We start from the raw sequence: 24,080 nt of genomic DNA, 5'->3' as shown, positions 1-24,080 counted from the left end.
AGTCATATTAAGCTTGGCCGTTTTCATTATCATGCCAGTGCATGAGCGTCCAGGCAGTGATGGCGTGGACCGTGCCTGCGAGCAATACGCCCACGGCTGCCGCAGACAGGCAGAGTGCCACAATTGCGGGGTAATTCTGACCGACAAAATATTCGCTCAGTAGGCGTCCCAGTCCAGGTTTGCCAGCCAACGCACCAGCTAGGTAATCGGTAAGCAACGAAGCCATTGGGGCATAGATTGCCGCGCGCTTGATGGCGGTCATCAGTTGGGGTAGAGCGTGGGGCAGCCGTAGGTGGACGATCTGTTGCCAGTAGCTGGCGTGGTAGGTTTTAAATAGATCGAGCAGAGACTTGTCCGTTGCCAGCAGGGCAGGGGTCGCCACCGACACCACTGGAAAATAACAGGCAACGGTCGTCACGATGAGTAGGGTGAGGAAGGCCGGGCACGGGCTGACAATAAGCAATGGCGCGAGCGCAGCTATAGGTGCCATTCGAGCAATAGTCATCCAGGGTGCTAGCGCTAGCCTGAGCCCCTGATAGGTTGTCAGGACAATGGCGGACAGTACGCCCAGCGCGCAGGCTAAGAGAAATCCGAGAACCATGGCGGCGGCGTCTCGGCCTAATGCCGGAAAGATCGCTTTGCGATCAGCCCATAATGCATCGGCAGTGGCCAACGGACCGGGCAATGAGTTCAGCCCAGTGTCAATCAGCGCCAAGCAAGCCCAGACAATCATCCCTACGATAGCGACTAGGATCGGCAGAATCAAATTGAGTCTCATGATTGCTTCGCTGCCTCCTGCACGCGATTGAGGGCATTGCGCACTTGGTTAAGGGCCTCCTGAAAAGCGTTGGTTTCCCGCCAAGCTAGCTTACGGGGATGAGTTTCAGGCACCTCGATGATTTCTGCAACGCGCCCAGGATTGGCAGTCAGCACGATCACGCGATTGGCAAGGAAAACTGCTTCTGCTGCCGAGTGTGTGACTAGGCACGCGGTGAAATGGCGTTTTTCTCTCACTCGCATTAGCTCGACGCAGAGCTTGTTGCGGGTAATGGCGTCCAGCGCCGCAAATGGCTCATCGAGTAGTAGGCATCTAGGAGCAGTAGCCAGGCCACGGGCCAGCGATGCTCTGGTTTTCATCCCAGCAGAGAGCTGAAGCGGATAGCGTTCGCTCACATGGCTGAGTTCCCAAAGTTTCATGATTTCATGGGCCTGATCTTCCTGCTCATCTTTACTGGCACCACGTAGCTCCAGAGGGAGGCGGATATTGCTCTCGACGGTGCGCCAGGGCAGCAGTGTCGGTTCCTGAAAGATAAAGGACGTGCGACGATGAATTTCCTCACCGCCTAAATGCTCAATATTACCTCCGCTCAATGGGGTGAGTCCTGCGAGCAGGCGCAGTATGGTCGATTTACCGCAACCTCGTGGCCCGATAAAGGCGACAAAGTCATCATTTGCGATATCGAGCGAGAAATCATCCAGCACGGCACTGCCGTTGGCATAGCGCTTGCTAACGTTAATAATACGCAGTTGTGGCTTAGTCGTCATAAGCAAGACAGGAGTGATTAGGCTACTGTTTAGCTATCGGCAAGGCGTAACGCGCGAACCTTAGCATTACTTGTTCCTTAAGTTGTGCAGACGATAAAAAGTAAAGAAATCACTTGATTAATCACTAGGATGTCATTTTCTCCACCGCTCATCATGAACACCACAATATCCACCGAACAGAGTCCAAACGCTGCCAGTAGCGCGCTGAAGCGCTGCAAAATAGCGGCTTGGCAGGTGGCGCGTCGGATGGTCGTTTTTTGCTGGGCAATCGGCGTTGCGGTTATGAATCTCAGCGAGCGCTGAGAGCTATCTGCCAACAGGACTTTTTTTTGTTTAGGCTGTGAAGCTTTTTGCCATTGACGATTACCACGAATTCGGTGTTTTATAGGACTTCTCACTAACAACAATCATGCGACATATATCATCCAATTGCCTCATGGCCATTCAAGTGGATTCTTCGGAGAATTCACAATGGTTTGAGTGTGACCAGTCCGGACGAGGTCTGCGTGAGCAAAAACAACATCCACCGCATTTGTGCAATCGATAGAGTTTTTCAATATCACAATTTTCTTAGGCCCGGACTGCGATCAATCGCAACCGGGCTTTTTTTGCGCTCCACCGTCTGCGCCGATACGCTACAAAATGTGAATCAGTGTTCTGGGCGGAGCTTTGTTTTTATTATTTAAAATCATTAATTAAATTAAAATAATATTTAAATTTGACAGATGACGAGCAGCTAGAGATGATTCCGAAATTCCAAGCAAGGAGGTTATGTTAAAGCACACACGCATACAGATTCAGCCCTTCGGGCAAGACAGCCGATGCCGTTTATGCATCGGCCAATCGGATTCCAATGAGATGGGCTTTCACCAGATGGGGACCTGGTGTGCTTCACCAATCCTGCGACGCCACGGCAATCGGTTTACAATCGAATAACCGAATTGATCAGAGATTTTCTCAGTGAAGCCCGAGTCGCCCAAACCAAAGCACTCGGGCCTTTTTTGTCTTTATAACCAGAGTTGGACAACGCTTCTTCCACGGAATGTCGGGGAGGATATTTCGTTAATGGCGTGTAATCCGACGCAGCCGGCCATTTTCAGCATAATTCAGAGGAGCTTAGTATCGATAATCTTAAATACCGACGAGCGGGTTATAAACGCTCCTCGATTTCATAATTAACCTAATCATGCAAAGGTGCTAAACTGAATGCACATTGTGAACATAACCTTAAGGAAACATTACCGTCGCCTGTGTTGATATCGTCAGGAAATGACCCTCTGTTAGGATTACGGAGCTAACCAGGCGGCGGTGCATTCCCTCCCTAAGGGACGTACTAAATTGCGTGATGCACAATGGTAGCTATTCAGCTTGATGATTACTGACAGCTCTTAAATCGGACCGGACCTCAAGTTCTACCCCACAGTTAGCATTCGGGCCGTTGTCTCTCAAACTCGCGGGAGTGGTGAGTGCGAAATTTCACCTATCAGTTTAATAGGTTAACCCAATTTCCTTATTAAGAATTTGCTCAAAAACACGGTTTATTCTTTTATTATTAATGTATGAGTTGGGCCTGCCTCAGCCCGTTGATCGTTTAGCTACTAACCCCAGTCCAATTGTAATTATGAGAAAAATACCCTGTTTAGTTCCCACAAAATTCACTCCTCCACGCTCTATTGAAGTTGCCGTCCTGAGCACACTACTACTCGCGGCAATGGCTGTTCCGCTCCACGCTCAAACCACAATTACATGGGACGCCGAAGGCAATGGTAGTACTTGGACCGATCCTCTTAATTGGTCTGGTGATGAAGTGCCCGATACAGTTGGAGAAAATGCTGTCATTGACAGTATACTCGGTGTTGGGTCTACCGTCTTATTGAATGGTTCCTCCATCGATATTGGCTCGTTAACCATCAACGAGGACAACACCTTAAATGTTCGATTCGATAGCGGGACGCTTAACTTGACAGGCGGCCTCTCCAATAGTGGGACCCTCTCTCATGCGTCTAGTCCCAGCGGTAACTCTCGTACGGTAAATTTGAATGTAAGTGGCACCAATCAGATATTCAATACGTCTACAGGCTCTATAGTCGTTGGAAGTAACAGCGGCCGAAATCGGATTAACAGCATCATGACCATTGATGCTCAGAATCAAAATGATGGGGCAATTTCTCTGTCGCAAACGAGTAGCGTCGACCGCGACACGATTCGTTTCCGTTTGGAGAACTCAGGGACGTTTACTAATAATGGCACCATCTTCATCCAAGATACGCAGAGTAGCACGTCGAGCTATTCTCAGCTCCAGCTTTTGACAGACGGAGCTGCGGTGACCTTCGGTGGAACTGGATCAGTCACACTGGATGTTGGGACACTCACCGACTCGGCCCGCGCTCGTATCATCGGCAATGGCTCAGGAACTCTGACCAACGGGATTAATCACACGATCCAAGGTGCTGGCCTCGTTGGATCGAATATTGACTTCATTAACGACGGTCTAGTGCATGCAACTGGTGACACCGCGACGCTTGACGTTAACCCTGATACAGCTGTGACTAACTCTGCCACTGGCCGTTTTATTGCCTCTGGAATCGCTGGCATGAGCATCGGGGGTGGAACAGATGACTTCATCAACAATGGGCATCTCGAAGCTCGTACTGGTAGTCTCATTGCGATTAATACAAGCAATGCGACTTTGAATGGTGTCATTGCAGGTGCCGGACAATACTCCACGGGACTTGCTCTAAGCAGCACTTCGACGCTTTCCCCTGGTGACTTCTTGAATGGCGATGGAACCGGAGGCTCGACTGTTGGAATTCTCAATGTGAACCTAAACCTGACCTTAGAAGATACCACCCTGTTAGAATTTCAACTCGGTGCTGATGATGTTGCAGGCACGGACTACGATGCTCTGGCTATTATTGGTTCCTTCATCCTTGATGGCATCCTCAATATTACGGAGCTCGACGGCTTTGGCGCTGGGACCTATCGCATTGCTACCTTTAATAGTGGTGAGTTGACAGATAATGGACTCTCTATCGGCACAGCTCCAAGCGGATATGACTACACATTTGATGCAAATGATCTCGGAGGGTACGTTGATCTAACAGTAGCAGCAGTCCCAGAACCGTCAACATACGCACTCATTCTGGGCGTAGGCGTAGTTCTATTGGTGGCCAACAGAAAGCGCCGCTCTTAAAAAGGGCCGTTTTGTTTACAGACCTTGTTAACACAAAGGACATAGATTTTGAGGGGGGAGGGCAACTGATTGCCTCCCCCTTTTTTTACGAGTTTAATGACGGCTAAACTTAGCTTCTGCTCTACGTAAACTCGAGTCGATTGAATAGAACTTCCGACTGCTCGCACTATTCAGCCTTCTTTTCTGGCTTATCGAACAGTGGTAAATACTTCCCGTAGCCGCGTGCTTCAAGATCCTCTACTGGTATGAAACGCAAGGCAGCTGAGTTGATGCAATATCGGAGGCCAGACGGTTTTGGGCCGTCCGGGAAGACATGCCCAAGGTGAGTTTCGCCTGTCTTTGAACTGACTTCGGTGCGTGTCATAAAGCTAGAGTTATCTACCTCTTCGACGATTTCTCCCTCGTCGATAGGTTTCCAGAAACTAGGCCAACCGGTCCCGGAATCATACTTGTGGATCGAGGAGAAGAGCGGTTTTCCAGAAATGACATCCACGTAAATGCCGGGCTTTTTGTTGTCCCAATACTCATTGCGAAAAGCGGGTTCTGTACCTTCGTTGCAGGCAACTTGGAATTGCATTGGTGAAAGGCGATCGCGGAGTTCTTCCTCGCTCGGACGTTTGTATTCGGAATTGGGCTCGGTCATGGAAGTATGGTCATTGTTGTTGGCAGTGATCTCAGGCGATTTGGTGTCTGCGGTGGAGATTGTCCAAAAGATTAAGCCCCCCACCAACACCACTGGCGTAAAATATTTAATATAGGTATTCATAGTGATTTTGGTCTGTACAGAGTCATAAACCTTACACAGTATACGCAAAAGGGGCCTGACGCAACTCACGTCAAGCCCCCGGTAATGATATACATGGTTCTATTCGCTACGATAGGCGATACGGTAGGCTTGCTCATAAATGCCGACAAAGCGGCGACGGACTTCGGATTTCTCCATGGGTGCCGAGAATGAACAATCGACCGGCTTCTCGTTCTCTTCCGCAACATCGGACATCGAACGATGTCGGCGTCTTGGATGGACGCGCGCCTGAACAACGACGGGCGTGTGCGAACTGGTTGTCATGACTAGCGTATGATATTCAATGGTTTATGCCTAGATAACTCAATCGCGTGAAATAAGGTCGTTCCACACGAAGGAATTAAGTTCTACAATCTAGGTTTCATACTGCTAAACGGCAAACGTTTCCGCGGTTAAAACCTTGTAAATTCGGGTGGTGTTCCCGGTTGGAACTCAGGCGGTTTGCTAGTCAAATTAGGGCCGTTAGCCCTGTTTTCTGTTGCTATTTGATCAGCTACTTATGCTTTGCCCAGGAATCTTTAAGCGCAACCGTACGATTAAAAACCAGTTTTTCAGCGGTGCTATCTTCATCCAAACAGAAATAGCCGACTCGCTCGAATTGCACTCGGAGATCACTCGAATACATTGGCCGCATGGCGGAATCAACGCCGGAGCCTTCCTCACGCAGTGGTAATTGAGCATTGGCTGAAATCTGATCACGCACCTTCTGAGCATCCAAAGCAAGCTCCGGCTCAAGGCATGCAGTTACCGTGCGAAGTGAATCAGGGTTGATGAACTCCATGAAGTCGTGCTCCTTGTCGCCATCAGGCTTCTCGACGGTGAATAAACGATCGTAGAGACGAACTTCGGCCTGCACGGCGTGCGCTGCGCTCACCCAATGGATCACGCCTTTCACCTTACGGCCTTCGGGGTTGGCACCCAGAGTAGCGAAGTCGACCGTGCACTTTAGCTCGATCACATTGCCAGCAGCATCTTTCACGACCTCATCGCACTTCATTACGTATGCGTTGCGCAGACGAACTTCACCGCCTGGCTTGAGGCGGAAGAACTTCTTCGGTGCGTCTTCCAGGAAGTCCTCTCGGTCGATGTAAAGGGTGTGTCCAAAGGGAATCTGCCGTTCGCCCGCAGCGGCGTCCTCGGGGTTGTTGATCGCTGTAATATGCTCTACTTTACCCTCTGGGTAATTGGTCAGCGTGACCTTGAGAGGATCAAGGACGGCCATGCGTCGTGGAGCAATGGGGTTGAGTGTATTGCGGATCGTATGCTCGAAAAGCGCGATATCGGTCATGCCATTAAACTTCGTTACGCCAATCGTTTCGCAGAAACGGCGGAACGCCAGGGGGGGGGTTCCTCGGCGGCGTGCACCAGAAATGGTAGGCATCCGTGGATCGTCCCAACTGGAAACCACACCCTGCTTGACCAACTGGAGCAGCTTGCGCTTGCTCATGACAGTGTAGTTGAGGTTCAACCGGGCAAACTCATATTGATGAGACGGGAATATGTCCAACTGTGCAATGAACCACTCATAAAGCGGTCGGTGTGTCTCAAATTCCAGTGTACATATCGAATGCGTAACCTTCTCTAGGGAATCACTTTGCCCATGGGTGAAGTCATAGCTAGGGTAGATGGGCCAAGCGTCGCCTGTGCGGTGGTGATGCGCCCGTTTGATGCGGTAGAGCACTGGATCACGCAGGTTGAGGTTGGGGCTGGCCATGTCGATTTTGGCGCGTAGTGTCCGGGTACCATCGGGAAATTCCCCCGCCCGCATGTGACGGAACAGGTCTAGGTTTTCCTTGACGGAACGTTCCCGAAATGGGCTGGGGCGGCCGGGTTCGGTTAGCGTGCCACGATAGGCGCGGGTTTCTTCGGCGTTGAGATCGCAGACGAAGGCTTTGCCATCGCTGATCAGCTTTTCCGCCCAATCATAGAGCTGCTGGAAGTAGTCCGAGGCATAGCACTCTTTCGCCCACTGGAAGCCGAGCCAGCGCACATCAGCCTTGATTGCTTCGACGTATTCCGTCTCCTCTTTTTCCGGATTTGTGTCGTCAAAGCGCAGATTGCATTGGCCGCCAAATTCTTCGGCCAGCCCAAAGTTCAAGCAGATGCTTTTGCTGTGGCCAATGTGCAGGTAGCCGTTGGGCTCTGGAGGGAAACGCGTCTGCACGCGTCCGCTGTGTAAGCCTGACTCTTGGTCGGCTAGTACGATGTCGCGGATGAAATGGGATGGGTGGACGTCAGTTTCGGACATAAAAAATAGGGTTTAGAAAACAGGCCAAAAAGGCGCAAGCCGCAATGGTGAAGGTGAGAAATTAGCGGAATTAATTTTCTCTGGCTTCGCGGGGGGGGCAGCTGGGACGGAAGCTAACGTTTGATCCCTCTAAGGGGGCGATTAATTCTGCCTTAAACGACGAATTGGCCGTCTTGCATGCGCAGGCGAGCGTCGGTGCGCTCGGCGAGCTCGGGATTGTGAGTGACCATGAGGATTGCTTGGCCGGTTTCGCGGGTTAGACGCTGCAAAAGGTCAAAGACCATATTGGAATTGGCAACGTCTAGGTTGCCAGTTGGCTCATCGGCAAGAAGAAGAGCAGGGTCGTTGGCGAGGGAGCGTGCAATTGCGACGCGCTGTTGTTCCCCGCCGGAGAGATGAGTTGCTAGACGGTCTGCTTTTGCGCCAAGGCCGACCAGCCCGAGCAGGTATTCGGCGCGTGAGCGCATTTCCTCGGGTGAGCGGGCACCGAGCTTTTTCATCGGCAACATCACATTCTCGGCTGCACTGAATTCTGGCAGCAGGAAGTGAAATTGGAAAACGAAGCCAATGTGCCTGCTGCGGGCGGCGGTGCGTTCGGCGTCGGAAGCGTCGGACATCAGTTCGCCGCGAATCCAAATTTGTCCCTTGTCCTGACGGTCGAGTAGACCCAGCAAGTAGAGCATGGTGCTCTTACCGCAGCCTGATGGACCAGCCACGGAGTAGGTCATGGCGGGTTTCAACTGAAGATTGATTCCCCGCAGTACATGCACCCGCGACTCCCCCTCGCCAAGGGAGCGATGCAGATTTTCCGCCCGCAAAACAGGTTGCGAGGCTGGAGTGGGAACTGGTGTTTCAGTGGACATCAGATGCTTAAATTGATGTGCCGCGGATAATCGTGCCGGGCTCGAGAGCGGCGGCGCGGCGGGCGGGGATGTAGCTGGCAATCATCACTGTGATGCCTGCGACGACGGCGGCCCAGATGTAATGATTAATGTCCCAATTGACGACGAAGGAATCTGCCGTGAAAATCCCACGAATCTTGATCGGTAGTTTGGAAATAGCCAAAGTCACCCCAGCGCCAAAGGCCCAGCCACAGACGGTGCCTGCGATCAGCACAAGGACGCCCTGCCACAGGAAAATGCGGGAGATGTCTTGGCGCGTGTAGCCGATTGAGCGCAGGATCGCGATTTCTCGCGTTTTTTCCATAACCAGCATTGCCAAGGTGTTGAACATGCCGAGCCCGGAAATTAGGATGATTGTCGAGACTGTGATCGCTGAGGAAATGCGCAGCACAGAGAATACCTGGAGCCAGGATCGCTCGCGTTCTTGCCATGGCACGACGTTGTGGTTGAGGGCTTCTTCCAAGCGCTCGGCGAGCAGTCCAGCTTGCTCGACATTACGCACGCCAATCTGGAAGAATGCCTGACCAAAAGGCTTCTTAAAGAGCGCGCGCGCTTCACCGAGCTGCATAAAGACGCGCGATTTGTCGATCTGTGAGATGCCAGTTTCGAAAATGCCGACCACTTTATAGCGGCGGGTTTCGCCCGCGTATTCGAAGAGCATGTAGTCGCCAATCTGCAACTGTAAGCGCTCCGCCAAACCGATGGAAAGAAGGACTGAGCTTGGATTGAAGCGAAAGTTATCGATGCTGCCCCACTTGATTTGATTTTGGATATCAGTCACCTGCAGGTGATCCTTGATCCGGATGCCCAGCACGTTGGCCAGCTCTTCGCTGAAGGAGCTGATCGCCCGCGCGTCGCCCTGGAGCACTTCGGAAACCGCCGTCACATCGGAAAAATCTTCGACAGCGGCCCGGAGCTTGTTCGGGTATTCGATCCCGCGGGTGTATTTGCGGTTGGAGTCCGTTTTCGTGTAGAAATCGGTTTCTTCGCCTTCGCCACCCGCGCCTTTGATGGCTACGCCAGGAAGCTGAAAACGGTCCTCAATGCGGATCGGGCTGTCGGCACCAATGATGGTGTCGATGTAGAATTTTTCAAAGCCGCTGGTCTGCGCTTGGGTGACGATAAAAAAGCCGACGCCAAAGACGATCCCCGCAAGGCTCATGAGCATAGAGCGTTTGCGAGAAATGATGAAGCGGAACGCGATGGCGAAGTTAGGACTCACGACAGTTATTTAATCGAAGTCGAGTATTTGCTCGGTCGCGTTCACTTTCTCTCCGTTGCGTAGTTGCTTGGGATCTTCGACAACGATCATTTCGCCCTCTTGAAGGCCGCCAACGATCTCAGCTTGCAGGAGTCCAATAAAGCCGGTTTCCACGATGCGTTCCTCCACAACATCGCCATTGACGACGAAGACGATGTCTCCCAGTAGTCCACGGCGGGGGATGATCAGTGTGTTGTCGCGACTTGCCTTGGTAACGGAAGATTCACCGGTCATACCATCGACCAAATCGCCATCTTCAGCATTATCGAGCTTCACGAAAATGTCGCGTCGTTTGGTTTCGGAATTGGATGTTGGGAGGAGCTGAGTGACTTCGCCGGTAAATAGCTTTTGGCCCACGCCAAGTAGTTTCAAGGAGACTTTGTTGCTGGGCCGGATGCCAGGGTAGTCTTCTTCACTAATGCTGATGCGGACGAGTTTGTCGTTGCTCAGGATGCGGCCAAGTGTGGTCGGTTCTTCGACGTAATCGCCGGGGAATACTTGCGCATCAATCAGTAGGCCATCGATGGGCGAGCGGATCTCCATGTCCTTGCGTCGTTCTTCGAGCTGCTTGATTTCCTGTCGCAGGGTCTTTTCAGCGGCCTCCCACTCAATGTATTGCTGGCGCATTTGGCGTTCGAGTTTGGTCACGGAGCGCTTGAGCTTGTTCAGCTCTGCTTCAGGGAATAACCCTTTCTTGGTGAGGGCGGCATTGTCTTCCAGCTCTTGCTTGGCAGTTTCCAAGTCGGGTTCCAAAGGGGAGCCGTTGTCGATGTTTTGCCGGACGGTTTCGAGCTCAAGCTTCTTATTTTCAATCACGAAATCGATGTCTCGCGTTTCTTGCTTGAAGACGACTTGACCTGCGCGGACGGGCACGCCGCCGAGCATGGGGTCGTAAACGGACTCAATGATCAGGCCAGGTTCGCGGTTCTTCAGGTCAATATCAAGCGATGCTTCCACGCTGACGTTGCCAGAAATAGCGTCCAGCGCTGTAGCGCGTTTAACCGGCATAACGTAGACATCAGTACTACGACCGATGAACGGAATGTAGGCGAGGGCGGCGATGACAATCACCGCCAGAAGGAATTTCCACCAATTTTTCACGATGTCGTCAGGGACTTACCAGAAGAAGTTTTCGTCGTATACGTCTTCGACTGATTGATCGAGCGATTGTTTCGGCGCTCCGTAAGGATCGCGCCCGAAAAGGGAGAGCAACTCTGTGGAGTTGCCGAAAAGGTCGAGGCGGTAGCTAACCAGAGTCAGTTGGTCGGCTAGCAGCTGGTTGCGGGTGTTCATCACATCGTTGTCGGTTGCGGTGTTCTTTTCACGCTCAGACACGACTCGTTGTAGCTGGTTTTCGCTAAGGGCAACCCGGCGACTCCAGAGGCGAATATCGCGTTCAAGGAGTGTTCGATTACGTTGTAGGCGCTCGACTTCCAGTTTGTCCTTGGCGGCGATATGCTCAGCTTGCTTTTCGAGGGCACGTTGTTTGGCCTTGGATTGGATTTTCTGCCACTGCGTCTCAAAGCCGTCGAAGATATGCCAATTGACGCGAATGTATGCGGCGACGACGGTGCGGTCGACGTTGTCCTGTCCTTCAGTCGCGATCTGGTCCTGATAGGCTTCGATAACGAAGTCAATTAGCGGTAAATTCTTTGAGCGGATGCGTGTGTAGTCGGCTTCTTCGATGCCTAGTTCTGCCTGTTTGTTGAGGTAGTCGACCGAAGGAGGCGCAGAACTGGCGATGATATCGTCAGCCATGGCAGACTCTGCGATTTCCAGCGCAGATAATTGGGTGATTAGCCCACTCTCGACACCATTGATAGGCCCAGTCCAGCCAGTTGCTAGGCGGAGGTCTTCTTCTAGCATGTCAGTTTCGTCCAAGGCGCGGGATAACGCGATGTCGGCTTCTTCAGCCCCGAGGCGTTCGTTTTCAAGTTGATCAACGGTGATGCGGCCTGAATCTGCGCGCTGTTCGCTAGTGCCTAGCGCCTTTTGCAGGCGGTTGGCTTCGGCGCGGTAGTAGCTGACCTGCTCGCGGGCAAACAACAAGCGTAGATATAGAGAGCGGACGCGCAGAGTAAGAAGCCGGTAGGTTTCGTTGTAATTATTATCCTCGATGGATTTGCGGAACTTACCAATGTCGCGCCAAGCGTCGAGGGCACCCCAATGGTAGAGTTCCTGTTCGAGGCGGCCAACGCCAAAGGGCTGGGTCGTGTTTTGGTAAGTTGGGCTGCTGCTGCGGAATTCGCTCCGGTTCATCATCTGAAGATTCAGATAGATTTGCGGGTATTTTTTAGAGAGGCGAGAATGCTCGTCAGCCTCGGCTGCTTGAACCTTGGCTCGCTGGATGAGCATTTCCGGAGATTCATTCTCCATCTGCTGGAGGATGCCTTCCAACTCGGGAAAGAGTGTTTCCGGGAGGTGAAGGGGGGCGTCAGCGTGAAGGAGCGACCCGCCTAGCAGACAGGTGAGCGCGATTACGCGTTTGAGCTGGTGATTAAAAAATTCTCCGAACATGCGAAAATCGAGTAAGAATCGGCATGACCGAGCCGATGGCAACCCTTTTCCTATGACTCGTAAGTTCGGTATTTGCTCCTTTGTTTAATTCCTAGTGCCAAAAAAGTTTGCGCCATGGAAAATCTCGAAGGACGCTGCCTGCCTTGAACCTGATCCTCTTTAATACGGCTGCGGAGGCCGAAGTGATTGCGGCCAATGATCCCCGCGCCAAGCACATCCGGGAAGTGCTGCGCCTAGGCGTGGGCGACCCGATTTACGTGGGGGTGGTCGATGGTGTTCGTGGTTTGGGGAAAATTGTTGAGAGCCTGCCGGGGGGGGGGGTAAGGTTGGATGTTGCCTGGGAAAAGAATCCGCCGATAACGCACCCAATCCGTTTGTTGGTGGGTGTTCCGCGCCCTCAGACTGCCCGTCGGGTGCTTTTTGACGCCGCTTGCCTGGGGGTGATGGGGCTGGATTTCTTTCAGGCCGAGAAGGGGGAGCCATCCTATGCCAAGAGCAAGCTCTGGTCCACAGACGAATGGCGGGAACGGCTTTGGCAAGGGGCGGAGCAGGGATTTGCAACGCAGCTTCCTCCAGTCCAGCACTTTAAAGATTTGGCTGCGGCGCTGGAAGATCGAAAGTCACTAGCCGGTGGCATTGAAGAATGCTTTGCGTTGGATGTCTATGAGGGCGTTGACCAGCTCTCGGCTCTTAATACCAACACTGACACGCCGACGACGCTGGCCATTGGCGCGGAGCGGGGCTGGTCGGCCAAGGAACGGGATCAGCTCCGGGCGGCAGGGTTCCAGCTCGCCAGCTTGGGAGAACGTGTTTTGAGGACCGAGTCGGCCTGCCAGTGCGGTGTATCAGTATTGTTGGCTGGGTGGGGGCGAATGTGATTTTGACTCGCTTCTCTTAACGCCTCTGGCTAAAGCTGTTACCAATGAAGCTATCCATCGTTATCCCCTGCTTTAACGAGTCCGCCACGATCGAGGAAGTCATCGCCGCCGTGTTGGCCTCACCAGTAAAGGACAAGGAAATTATCATCGTTGATGATTGTTCGACGGACGGCACTCGTGAGATTTTGAATGAAAAGATCGCGCCATTGGTCAGCAAAATCGTCTTTCATGACGTCAATCAGGGCAAGGGTGCGGCCTTGCGCACGGGGTTCCAGTCCGCCACGGGCGATATCGTGATTATTCAGGACGCGGACTTGGAATACGACCCGCAGGAATACGGCAAGCTGCTCAAGCCGATTCTTGATGGCAAGGCAGACGTGGTTTACGGCTCCCGTTTTGCCGGAGGCGAGTCCCACCGCGTGGTGTATTTCTGGCATATGTTGGGGAACGAATTCCTGACCTTTTTATCCAACGCCTTCACGAATATTAACCTGTCGGACATGGAAACCTGTTACAAGGTGTTCCGCAAGGACATCATTGATCAGATCACCATTGAGGAAAATCGGTTTGGCTTTGAGCCGGAGATTACGGCGAAGGTTGCCCGGCTCCAGTGCCGTATTTTTGAGGTCGGTATCTCCTATTATGGTCGCACCTACGACGAGGGCAAAAAAATTGGCTGGAGAGACGGTTTTCGCGCAATTTACGCCATCCTCAAATACAATATCTTCCGTTAAGGCTGCACGAGCCTGACACTTTGAGCGACAGCAGGGAAGGCGCAGTCAGCGAGTTTTCGTTGTTCTTCGTGGTTGGTATTCGGCTTGAGTAAATACCTGTAATAATGACTTTCTTGCGGTCTCGTCACCTAAGGAGACCCCCTTGGAAGTAGCACAAAAAACGCCCCCGGCGTGAAGCCGAGGGCGTTGAAAGTTGCGTTTTGCGTTGGTTGGATTGGAGGGCGAGTAAGCCAAGGGCTTACATCATGCCGCCCATGCCGCCCATACCGCCCATGCCGCCCATGCCGCCCATGTCAGGGGCACCGCCGCCGGAGCTCTTTTCTTCAGGCTCGTCGGTGATCATGCACTCGGTGGTGAGGAGCAGACCGGAAACCGAAGCAGCGTTCTGCAGAGCAGAGCGGGTTACCTTGGTTGGGTCAACAACACCAGCCTTGATCAAGTCTTCATAAACGCCAGTAGCTACGTTGTAACCAGTGGTCTTATTGGACTTGAGGACTTCCTGCACAACGAGGCTACCTTCGACACCTGCATTGGAGCAGAGCTTGCGGAGAGGAGCTTCGATTGCGCGGCGGACGATCCATGCGCCGATTTGCTCGTCGCCAGTAAGGGCTTCAGCAGCCTTCTCAATTTCCTTAGCAGTATTGAGGAGAGCCTTGGAACCACCAGCGGAGATGCCTTCTTCGACTGCAGCGCGGGTAGCGTGCAATGCGTCTTCGACACGTGCCTTCTTTTCCTTCATTTCTGGCTCGGTTGCTGCACCAACATTGATGACGGCAACGCCACCAGCCAACTTAGCGAGACGCTCTTGGAGCTTTTCGCGATCGTAGTCGGAGGAAGTTTCTTCGATTTGGCGACGGATCTGCTTTACGCGACCCTGGATGTCGGAACCCTTGCCAGCGCCTTCGACGATGGTGGTGTTTTCCTTGTCCACGGTGATGCGCTTGGCTTGGCCGAGGTCAGCCAATTCGAGGCTGTCGAGCTTGATGCCGAGGTCGTCGGTGATGCAACGGCCACCGGTGAGGACTGCGATGTCTTCGAGCATAGCCTTGCGGCGATCACCGAAGCCAGGAGCCTTAACAGCGCAGACGTTGAGTGTGCCGCGGAGCTTGTTAACAACAAGTGCTGCGAGGGCTTCGCCTTCGACGTCTTCTGCAATGATCATGAAGGGCTTGCCGGTCTTGGCAACCTTCTGAAGGATCGGCAGGAAGTCATTGAGGCTGCTGATCTTCTTTTCGTTGATCAGGATGTAAGCGTCTTCAAGGACGGTCTCCATAGCTTCGGCATTGGTGACGAAGTAAGGGGAGAGGTAGCCTTTGTCGAACTGCATACCTTCGACAACGTCGAGGGTGGTTTCGATGCCCTTGGCTTCTTCAACGGTGATGGTGCCGTCTTTGCCAACCTTGTCCATTGCGTCTGCAATGATTTCGCCGATCTCGGTGTCCCAGTTAGCGGAAACGGTAGCGACTTGCTTAACTTCTTCGCGGTCGGAAACCTTCTTGCTGTCCTTAGCGAGCTTAGCGATAGCGGCTTCAACAGCCTTATCAATACCACGCTTCAGGAAGATTGGGTTTGCGCCAGCGGCGACGTTACGGAGGCCTTCCTTGTAGATGGCGTGAGCAAGAACCGTTGCGGTAGTGGTGCCGTCACCAGCGTTGTCGCTGGTCTTGGAAGCCACTTCACGAACCATTTGGGCACCCATGTTTTCATAGGGGTCCTTGAGTTCGATTTCCTTGGCAACAGTTACGCCGTCTTTAGTGACAGTTGGGGAGCCGAACTTTTTGTCGATGAGAACGTTGCGGCCTTTAGGTCCGAGCGTTACAGCGACAGCGTCAGCTAGTTTTTGAACGCCGGCAAGGATTGCCTTGCGTGCGGCTTCGTCGAATTTGAGTTGCTTAGCCATAATGGTGTAAGTTTTACGTTTTCTGTTTTAAGTAATATGCTTTGCAGTGCAGAGCTTATTGAACGACGCCGAGGATGTCGTCTTCGCGGACCAGAGTATAGGTCTGATCGTCGAACTTGACTTCGGTGCCGCCGTATTTGGAGACGATGACGAGATCGCCGACCTTCACATTGAAGGGCTGGACCTTGCCGTTTTCGTCCTTGGCACCAGTGCCGAGAGCAATGACTTTTGCCTCCTGTGGTTTTTCCTTGGCGGAATCAGGGATGATGATGCCACCCTTGACTTGTTCTGAATCCAATTCGACGGCCTGAATAAGGACGCGGTCGCCGAGTGGCTTGATCTTCACTTTGGTTGCGGTTGCCATATAGTATTTTTTTATGGGTTTATTGTCGTGATTGTTTGGGAAGAAAATCGTCTTCCGAATCGAAATCTATTTGATTATTTTTTGTCGTCGACGACTTCGAAGTCGGCGTCGACTACATCGTCATCACCTGCTGCAGTAGGATTGCCAGCGCCGGATTCTGGAGCTGCGGTTTCACCTGCTGCTTGCGCTGCTGCTGCTGCTTGTTCCTCGGGGGACATATTGCCATACATCTCCTGACCAATGGCCATGAGGGCTTCTTGCAGCTTGTCGTGGGCGGCGTTGAGTGCATCCGGGGAAGCGTCCTGGTCTTCGAGCACCTTCTTGCCTTCGGCAATGGCTGCTTCGACCGGGGCCTTCTTGTCCGCAGGAACTTTATCGCCCAATTCTGTAAGTTGCTTTTCGCTCTGGAATACGATGCCGTCAAGCTTGTTGCGGGCTTCGATGGAAGCCTTACGCTTCTTATCTTCTTCGGCGTGTGATTCCGCATCGGCCTTGGCGCGTTCGACTTCTTCTTCGGACAGGCCAGTGCCGCCGGTGATGGAAATCTTCTGCTCCTTGTTGGTGGCCTTATCCTTGGCGCTCACGTGCAGGATGCCGTTGCTGTCGATGTCAAAGGTGACTTCGATCTGCGGCATGCCACGGGGGGAGGGGGGGATACCATCGAGGCGGAAGTTGCCGAGCAGCTTGTTGTCCTTGGACAGCGGGCGCTCGCCTTGGAGAACCTTGATGTCCACGGCGTCTTGGTTGTCAGCGGCGGTGGAGAAAGTCTGCGACTTCTTGGTTGGGATCGTGGTGTTGCGCTCGATCATCGGCGTGGCAACCGCGCCCTGGGTTTCGATAGCCAAGGTGAGGGGGGTCACGTCGAGCAAGAGCACGTCCTTGACGTCACCTTGCAATACGCCGCCCTGAATGGATGCGCCGATGGCGACCACTTCGTCCGGATTAACACCCTTGTGTGGCTCTTTGCCTGCGAGGCCCTTGGCGATCTCAATGATCTTGGGCATGCGGGTCATTCCACCAACGAGCACGAGGTCGTTGACGTCGCTCATGGAGAGGTCGGCGTCTTCGAGGCACTTCTTAAACGGAATGATCGTGCGCTGGGCCAGATCATCAGTCAGCTGCTCGAGCTTGGAACGGCTCAGGGTGACGTTGAGGTGCTTTGGGCCGGTGTCGTCTGCAGTGATGAACGGCAGGTTAATGTCGGTCGACTGGGAAGAGGACAGGGCGATCTTGGCCTTTTCCGCTTCTTCCTTCAGGCGTTGTTTGGCCATTGGGTCGGCGAGCAGGTCAATCTTGCTGTCGTTCTGCGACTTGAATTCAGCAGCGAGCCAGTTGATCAGGGCGCTGTCCCAGTTGTCACCGCCGAGGTGAGTGTCGCCGTTGGTGGCCTTCACTTCGAAGACACTGTCAGCGATTTCCAAAATGGAGATGTCGAACGTGCCGCCGCCGAGGTCATACACGGCGATGGTTTCGTCGGCCTTTTTGTCCAGACCATAGGCGAGGGCGGCTGCGGTCGGTTCGTTGATCACGCGGAGCACTTCGAGACCGGCGATCTTGCCAGCATCCTTGGTAGCCTGACGCTCAGGGTTATTAAAATATGCGGGAACGGTGACCACGGCTTGCGTGATTGTCTCGCCCAAATATGCCTCAGCGTCAGCCTTGAGCTTGCCGAGGATCATAGCGGAGATTTCTTCCGGAGCGTATTGCTTGGTTTCGCCGCCGATGGTGATTTCGATCTGCGCGTCGCCGTTCTTGCCCGAGACTACCTTATAAGGAAGATGCTTGGCTTCTTCCTGAATCTCGGAGAACTTGCGGCCAATAAGGCGCTTTGCGGAGAAAATCGTGTTATGTGGATTGGTGATAGCTTGGCGCTTCGCGGCCTGGCCGACGAGACGTTCGCCATTTTTTGCGAAAGCGACGACGGACGGCGTTGTGCGCGCGCCTTCGCTGTTTGGGATGACGACAGGCTCCCCGCCTTCCATGACGGCCATGCAGGAATTTGTCGTACCTAAGTCGATGCCTAAAACTTTACTCATGCCCACTCTATTGCATTTGCCACGCCACTAATACGAATAATCTGCAAGTCGTTGATTGACAATTGAATATAATTAATTCATCTATCGGTCGTGCCACGTCGGCCCCGTTCAGGTGGCGCAAAATGTCTCACCTGTCACACTTGGTGTGACGCCGGGGTGTGACACATTTGAGAAAGTCGCCACCGCTCCGATAAAGGGCTTGTGTTCAAATTCTGATACAGCGTAATTTATATACGTGTCTCGAAAGCGAATAGTTTACGGGTTGTTGCTGGGTCTCATCGCCAATGGGTTGTGGGCGAATTTTCCGCAGCTGAACTGGATCCAGTTTCGTCAGAAAACCGGCGGCACGCTTGCCGAGTTTAATCAGTACAAGCGCGATTACGCGACCTACCATCCGGCGGACATCAGCCAGGACCACGTTATCTCCAGTACCGAGCTGGAAAACTATGCGGACGCCTGGCGCAACGGGGAGAAATGGGCGCGGCACGGCAACCAGCAAATCCCGATTGATTACGTTTCTTTGGCAGCGCAGATTCAGTGGGAATTCGATGGCCTGTATTTTTATTTCGGCGATCATTTTGAGGGCATCGAGGACGTCAATGACATCTACAACTATTATTCTTATGGCCTCGACTCGGTGGTCGGTGGCGTTGGCTGGGATTGGGTGTCGGAATACTACATATACAAACCGCCAAGCGTGACGGTGGAGTTGAACCCACCTGATGGCTTTTGGGTGGTAGCGATTGAGGAAACTTTGCCTGCTGGCTGGACAGCCGAGCAGTATCGGGAGACATGGGAGGGCATCAGTAAAAGTCAGGAATATCAAACCGATGTTGAGCGCGAAGACCGCGATTTGGAAATGGCTGCTTTCTCAGTAGAAAATGGCCGGACTGTCGTGCGCTGGGGGCCCTTTGACGGTTACCCGAACACGCTGCGCTACGCCGTGGCACATCCCGAGGGGCTGCTGCCGGACAGCGACCAGATCGTCGGTGTGCAATCTTACGACGGGGTGAGCCGACCCACGCTGGAACGCACGATCAAGCCAGCGTTTGAGAAGCGTTACCCCGAATACAACGATTTTGGCATCAACATCAGCGATGCCGACGTGCCCGTGCCCAATGTCGATTTTCGGGGCGACGCCAATGGAGACGGATACAACAATCTCATTGCATGGTTGACCACTGGAAATCTCGAGGTCCCCATGGGCGATCTTAAGCCGGTTTATACACTGGTCAATGAGGTCGGCGTCATGAAAATGAAATGCCGTTACTATCTGGCCGTCCAATCTTGGCAGGCGAAGGTGTATTTCCTGCGCAGCACAGACCTAACTAATTGGTTTTACACTCAGGCGGAGTCCATCCAGCGCTTGCCGAATCAAGACGTGGGGCAGTCTTTAGCCTATGAGGCGACGCTGTTGTGCGAGGGCGGGGATTACTTCCGCTTACTCTGGGCCGAGGACTTTTCACGTGGCATTGCCGCGCCAAAGAACCCATTCAGCAGCTCTGGGCATCGCAAGGTTGGGGATCCATATATTCCGGCCACTGAGTAGACCAATTTCCTGCGGGCTCGAAAATGATCGATGGTTTAACCACTTTGAATTTTCAATATGACTCTGCTACTGAGGTAAGGGAGTTATAGGGGTTCCCGATCCCTTTGGCTTTTAGGTATCTTAGATCGCCTACGGATTGTATCTTATCGGCCTAGGGCTTATCCTTCATCGCGGGGCACCTGTTTTAGTTAAAAACTCCAAAGGCGATGCGTGAGACATCCAGAGGCCAAGTAGAGACCAATAAAGCAATTCCCGCCTGATCGGGATTTATTCCCCGTTCGTTGTTAATAAAATATCGTTGCCGCACGGGGCAGGGCGTTTAATTTCGGCAGGCTTTAGCCACTGCTTCCGCCTACGCGAAGCCCTTCGCCGACCGACTTATTTTACGCCCATGTTTCTCAAAGAAATTGTCATCAATGGATTCAAGAGCTTCGCTGACCGCACCGTCGTTCGGTTGGATCCGGGGGTGACGTGTATTGTGGGCCCCAATGGATGCGGCAAGAGCAACATCGTCGACGCGATCCGCTGGGTGCTCGGGGAGCAGAGCGCCAAGGCACTTCGCGGCGGCAAGATGCACGACGTCATTTTCCAAGGCACCGACAAGCGCAAGCCGCTGAATTCCTGTGAAGTCTCCCTGACCTTCACGGACTGCGAGGCCGAGCTGGGCACCAATTTCAACGAAGTCGAGATCACCCGTCGAGTCGACCGCGAGAGCGGGAGCGATTATTTCCTCAATGGCAAACGTTGTCGCCTAAAGGATATTCATACGCTGTTTATGGATACCGGTGTCGGCCGCGCGTCTTACTCCTTCATGATGCAGGGGCAGATTGACCAGATTCTGTCGTCGAACCCGCAGGAGCGCCGCACGATTTTTGAAGAGGCCGCCGGCATCACCAAATACAAGGCCGACCGCAAGGAAGCGCTCAACAAGCTCGCCTTGGTCGACCAGAACCTTGCCCGTGTCACGGACGTGATTGATGAGGTGAGCCGTAAGATCGGTTCCCTCAAGCGACAGGCCGCTAAAGCACTGCGTTTCCAGCGCTTCAAGCATCGGCTGACGCACCTCGACCTCGCATACAATGGCCACTTTTACGCGAAGCGCGCCAACGCAGTGAGCGAACTGATCGAGCGTTCAACGGGCCTGCGAGGCATCGTTGAGCAGGCCGAGGCCAAACTGAAGGAAGCAGAGTCATCTTTGGAACGTCGCCGCGCTGAGCGCAAGGAACTGACCACCACCTTGCAGGAAGCGCAGCAAACCGTGTTCGAGCTACGCAGCGAAAAAGAAAATGCTGAGTCGCAGGCCGAGTTTGCCTCCATCCGCGAAAAGGATGTCGCCGAGCGCATCGAGAATATCAAGATCGAGATTGCCACGCTTGAGCAGCAGATCGAGGACCTCGCGACCAAGGCCAAGACCGCTGCCGAGAGTAAGGCTGAGGCTCAAGAACTCGTGGATTCGTCTGACGAAATTTTCCGGGGTCGTAATGAGGAGTTTGAGCGCATTCTTTCTCAGGTGAACCACAACGAGCGTGAGATGAGTCAGGCCAAGCAGCAATTGCTTGTCCGCGAAGGTGCGATCACCCGCCTGCGCCAGCAAACGACTTCGCTTGAAGTCGACCTGAAGACCTTTCAGGTCAAGCACGCGGGCCTCGGCGACACGTTGCACGAACTCAAAGATCAGCAGGCTGTGCTGGAACAGCGCGCCGCCGATATTACCAGCGCTCAAACCCGTTCGGAAAAAGAATCTGCTGCGGCGGAGGAAGCCGTGGAAGCGGCCCGAGCCGAGACCGTCCGCCTGCGCACCGAGTTCCGCGACCTGCAAAAGGAAATCTCCGACTGCGACCGCGAAGTCGCCCGTGGCCAAGCCCAGCTCTCGACCTTGGAAGCCCTGCAACAGCGTTTTGAAGGCTTTTCCGAAGGTGCGAAGGCGATTCTTCAAGGCAAGCTGAGTGAGCTGGCCCCCAAGGACAAATTTCGTCCGCTGTCTGCGGTGGTCGAAGCCGAAGAGGAATTTACCGGTGCGTTGGAAACCCTGCTGGGCAGCTCCGCTGAGTCGATCCACCTTGATCACTACGACGACGCCCTGCCGATCCTCCGCCAGTTGGAAGATGAGCGCATTGGGCGTGCGGTGCTCCAGGTTGGCATCCGCACAGATATTTACGAAAACGAAAATCTGCCCGACTGGGTCATTCCCGCAGAGAAAGTTATCCGTCCTAAAAAGAAGGACTACGCGACACTCGTCCACGATTTTTTTCAGGGCTGTTTCTTCGTCAATACGCTCGACGAATTTCTAGAATACTGGAAGACCAACCCAGGTTTTAACTTTCTCTTCGTTGCCACTGCGAACAATGAGCTAGTCGACCACCGCGGCCTCGTTTTCGGCGGCTACAATAAGAAGGGCAAAGACGATAGTTTCCTGAAGCGGGATCAGAATATTCGCAAACTCAAGGCCCAGCTCGAAATCGACAACGAGAAGCTGACGCAGCTCAACGAGAAGGCGCTCCAGCTTCAGGCCGATATGGAAACGGCAGAAATGACCGTCGAGGAAAAGCGTTCGCGCCAGCAGGAGTTGGCCAGCGAGCTTGCCAGCCTCAAGACGGATGCTCGCTCGGTTCAGCAAAATTTGCAGGAAACCTCGCAGAATGTCGACCGGCAGGAACGCCAGCTCGGCGAGCTCGAAGGCAGTCGTGCGTCCGCTGAAGAGCGGCTCAACAAGGCGCGAGCCGAGATGGCCGGCGCCGAGCAGGCAATTGAAGAAGGCAAGGCTGCGATTATTGGGTTTGAAGAAGCGTTGAAGCGACTGCAGCTCGAGCGCGACGCCCACAAGGATGGCCTCGCCGAAGTTCGTCTGGACCTTGCCGAGAAAAAGCAGCGACTCGAGCATTACGACCAAGGCCTCCGCGACGCGGAAAGCCAGCGCAACGAGCTGAACACGCGCATCCTGCGCCGCCGTCAGGAAGTCGATGCGCTCACTGAGCAACTGGCCGGACTGAAGAACGACATTGTTGTTAACCTGGAGCGTGCGGCTGAGATCAACAAAACGCTGGAGTCCACTTCGGTCAATCTGGCGAGTCTGCGGGAGAAATCCAGCGCGCTGGAAAAGCAAATCGCCGAGGCCGAGAACCACCTAGGAGAGGCGCGTTCGACCCAGCGTGAGCAGGAAACTCAACTCAACCAGTACGAAGTGAAGCTTGCCGAGGAACGCTCGCAGTCGAGCTTTCTGGCAGATAAGATTTTTTCCGAATACGAACGCGAAATTGCCGACATCGACTGGAGGCAGGAACTCTGGCACGCTGACGAAGAATTTGAAACCAAGATCAAGCTTGATGAGCTGAACGAAGACGACGACGGTGAGCTGCGCCCCAAGGTGAAGAAAGACCGCGGCGAGCCGACCGAAGAAGATTTCGCCGCGATGGAGGAGACCGATTGGCCAGAGATCGACAAGGAAGTCAAATACCTCCGCAGTCGCATCAACAGCCTGGGTGCCGTGAACCTTGTCGCGATTGAAGAATACGCCGATGAGCGCGAGCGCTACGACTTCTTGAAGACTCAGAGCGACGACCTTTGGGCGGCCAAGGAAGCGTTGCTCAAGGCGATTGACGAGATTAACGAAAAGTCGCTCAAGCAGTTCCAAGAAACCTTCGAGCAAATCCGCAAGAATTTCATCTTCACCTTTGAAAAATTGTTCGGTGGCGGCAAGGCCGACCTCGCACTCATCGAAGCTGAGGACGTGCTGGACTCCGGCATTGAGATCACCGCGCGTCCGCCCGGCACCAAGCTCAAGACGCTGTCACTGCTTTCTGGTGGCCAGCGCACGATGACCGCCGTCGGCCTGCTGTTTGCGATCTACATGGTCAAGCCCAGCCCCTTCGCGGTTCTCGACGAACTCGACGCCCCGCTGGACGATGTGAACATTGGCCGCTTCACCGCGATGGTGCAGGAATTCGTGCGCTACTCGCAGTTCTTGATCGTCACGCACAACAAGCGTACTGTCTCGACCGCCAATGCAATCTACGGCGTCACAATGCAAGAGCGCGGCGTCACGAAGCTTGTCTCGATGCGCTTCAACAAGAAGGGCGGCGATCTCGTCACCGAGGACGACACGCCCGTTCAGTTGGAACCCGCCGGAGTCGGCGGGTAGGGGGGGGACC

At 53.6% G+C, this 24,080-nt stretch carries 18 protein-coding genes; 5 read left to right on the top strand and 13 right to left on the bottom strand.

The window, feature by feature from the left end:
- Nucleotides 1–7: 7 nt before the first annotated feature.
- The 3 genes from IE065_RS00275 to IE065_RS00265 all read right to left on the bottom strand — a co-directional run bounded on the left by IE065_RS00275 (nucleotide 8) and on the right by IE065_RS00265 (nucleotide 1,943).
- Entirely contained in the window at nucleotides 8–778 is a 771-nt protein-coding gene (locus tag IE065_RS00275; protein ID WP_189510559.1) for an ABC transporter permease, read from the bottom strand.
- Nucleotides 775–1,545, bottom strand: a complete 771-nt coding sequence (locus IE065_RS00270) for an ABC transporter ATP-binding protein (RefSeq protein WP_189510556.1) — start codon at nucleotides 1,543–1,545, stop codon at nucleotides 775–777. The genes IE065_RS00275 and IE065_RS00270 overlap by 4 nt, the downstream gene beginning before the upstream one ends.
- 77 nt (nucleotides 1,546–1,622) lie before the next feature.
- On the bottom strand, nucleotides 1,623–1,943 hold the full coding sequence (locus IE065_RS00265) for a hypothetical protein (protein WP_189510553.1): 321 nt from the start codon (nucleotides 1,941–1,943) through the stop codon (nucleotides 1,623–1,625).
- Between the two features lie 1,223 nt (nucleotides 1,944–3,166).
- Here IE065_RS00265 and IE065_RS00260 point away from each other — a divergent pair.
- Entirely contained in the window at nucleotides 3,167–4,738 is a 1,572-nt protein-coding gene (locus IE065_RS00260; protein ID WP_229792025.1) for a beta strand repeat-containing protein, read from the top strand.
- 166 nt (nucleotides 4,739–4,904) lie between these two features.
- Here the strand turns inward: IE065_RS00260 and msrB are convergent, their stop codons facing one another.
- The 7 genes from msrB to IE065_RS00225 all read right to left on the bottom strand — a co-directional run bounded on the left by msrB (nucleotide 4,905) and on the right by IE065_RS00225 (nucleotide 12,471).
- Nucleotides 4,905–5,504, bottom strand: coding sequence for a peptide-methionine (R)-S-oxide reductase MsrB (gene msrB, locus IE065_RS00255; protein ID WP_189510547.1), 600 nt, complete (start codon nucleotides 5,502–5,504; stop codon nucleotides 4,905–4,907).
- A 99-nt stretch (nucleotides 5,505–5,603) separates the two neighbouring features.
- Entirely contained in the window at nucleotides 5,604–5,807 is a 204-nt protein-coding gene (locus tag IE065_RS00250; protein WP_189510544.1) for a hypothetical protein, read from the bottom strand.
- Between the two features lie 229 nt (nucleotides 5,808–6,036).
- The gene (locus IE065_RS00245) at nucleotides 6,037–7,791 is read right to left on the bottom strand and encodes a glutamine--tRNA ligase/YqeY domain fusion protein (RefSeq protein WP_189510541.1); all 1,755 of its coding nucleotides are present in this window, start codon (nucleotides 7,789–7,791) and stop codon (nucleotides 6,037–6,039) included.
- A 152-nt stretch (nucleotides 7,792–7,943) separates the two neighbouring features.
- Entirely contained in the window at nucleotides 7,944–8,654 is a 711-nt protein-coding gene (locus IE065_RS00240) for an ABC transporter ATP-binding protein (RefSeq protein WP_189510539.1), read from the bottom strand.
- 7 nt (nucleotides 8,655–8,661) lie between these two features.
- Nucleotides 8,662–9,915 carry an ABC transporter permease gene (locus IE065_RS00235; RefSeq protein ID WP_200163144.1) on the bottom strand — a complete coding sequence of 418 codons (1,254 nt, stop codon included), beginning with the start codon at nucleotides 9,913–9,915 and terminating at the stop codon, nucleotides 8,662–8,664.
- Nucleotides 9,916–9,924: 9 nt separating this feature from the next.
- Nucleotides 9,925–11,055: an efflux RND transporter periplasmic adaptor subunit gene (locus IE065_RS00230; protein WP_189510536.1), complete on the bottom strand. Its 1,131-nt coding sequence runs from the start codon at nucleotides 11,053–11,055 to the stop codon at nucleotides 9,925–9,927.
- A 15-nt stretch (nucleotides 11,056–11,070) separates the two neighbouring features.
- Nucleotides 11,071–12,471: a TolC family protein gene (locus tag IE065_RS00225; protein WP_189510533.1), complete on the bottom strand. Its 1,401-nt coding sequence runs from the start codon at nucleotides 12,469–12,471 to the stop codon at nucleotides 11,071–11,073.
- A 143-nt stretch (nucleotides 12,472–12,614) separates the two neighbouring features.
- On the opposite strand from IE065_RS00225, the gene IE065_RS00220 reads away from it, so the two are divergent.
- Both IE065_RS00220 and IE065_RS00215 read left to right on the top strand, forming a co-directional pair.
- Nucleotides 12,615–13,349, top strand: a complete 735-nt coding sequence (locus IE065_RS00220; protein WP_189510531.1) for a 16S rRNA (uracil(1498)-N(3))-methyltransferase — start codon at nucleotides 12,615–12,617, stop codon at nucleotides 13,347–13,349.
- Between the two features lie 44 nt (nucleotides 13,350–13,393).
- Nucleotides 13,394–14,083 carry a glycosyltransferase family 2 protein gene (locus IE065_RS00215; RefSeq protein WP_189510528.1) on the top strand — a complete coding sequence of 230 codons (690 nt, stop codon included), beginning with the start codon at nucleotides 13,394–13,396 and terminating at the stop codon, nucleotides 14,081–14,083.
- Nucleotides 14,084–14,321: 238 nt separating this feature from the next.
- Here IE065_RS00215 and groL read toward each other — a convergent pair whose 3' ends face one another.
- The 3 genes from groL to dnaK all read right to left on the bottom strand — a co-directional run bounded on the left by groL (nucleotide 14,322) and on the right by dnaK (nucleotide 18,383).
- The gene (groL, locus tag IE065_RS00210) at nucleotides 14,322–15,983 is read right to left on the bottom strand and encodes a chaperonin GroEL (protein ID WP_189510525.1); all 1,662 of its coding nucleotides are present in this window, start codon (nucleotides 15,981–15,983) and stop codon (nucleotides 14,322–14,324) included.
- Between the two features lie 55 nt (nucleotides 15,984–16,038).
- Nucleotides 16,039–16,347 (bottom strand): co-chaperone GroES, encoded by a 309-nt coding sequence (locus tag IE065_RS00205; protein ID WP_189510522.1) that lies wholly within the window; start codon nucleotides 16,345–16,347, stop codon nucleotides 16,039–16,041.
- Between the two features lie 74 nt (nucleotides 16,348–16,421).
- On the bottom strand, nucleotides 16,422–18,383 hold the full coding sequence (dnaK, locus tag IE065_RS00200) for a molecular chaperone DnaK (protein WP_189510519.1): 1,962 nt from the start codon (nucleotides 18,381–18,383) through the stop codon (nucleotides 16,422–16,424).
- A 235-nt stretch (nucleotides 18,384–18,618) separates the two neighbouring features.
- Here dnaK and IE065_RS00195 point away from each other — a divergent pair, with 235 nt between their 5' ends.
- Both IE065_RS00195 and smc read left to right on the top strand, forming a co-directional pair.
- Nucleotides 18,619–19,932 (top strand): hypothetical protein, encoded by a 1,314-nt coding sequence (locus IE065_RS00195; protein WP_189510516.1) that lies wholly within the window; start codon nucleotides 18,619–18,621, stop codon nucleotides 19,930–19,932.
- A gap of 391 nt (nucleotides 19,933–20,323) precedes the next feature.
- On the top strand, nucleotides 20,324–24,070 hold the full coding sequence (smc, locus tag IE065_RS00190) for a chromosome segregation protein SMC (RefSeq protein WP_189510513.1): 3,747 nt from the start codon (nucleotides 20,324–20,326) through the stop codon (nucleotides 24,068–24,070).
- Nucleotides 24,071–24,080 lie beyond the last annotated feature (10 nt).

The sequence above is a fragment of the Cerasicoccus arenae genome, from assembly GCF_014651635.1.
Classification (GTDB): Bacteria; Verrucomicrobiota; Verrucomicrobiia; order Opitutales; family Cerasicoccaceae; genus Cerasicoccus; species Cerasicoccus arenae.
Note: the sequence above shows the minus strand (reverse complement) of the source record. Positions and strands in the feature narration are given on the sequence as shown.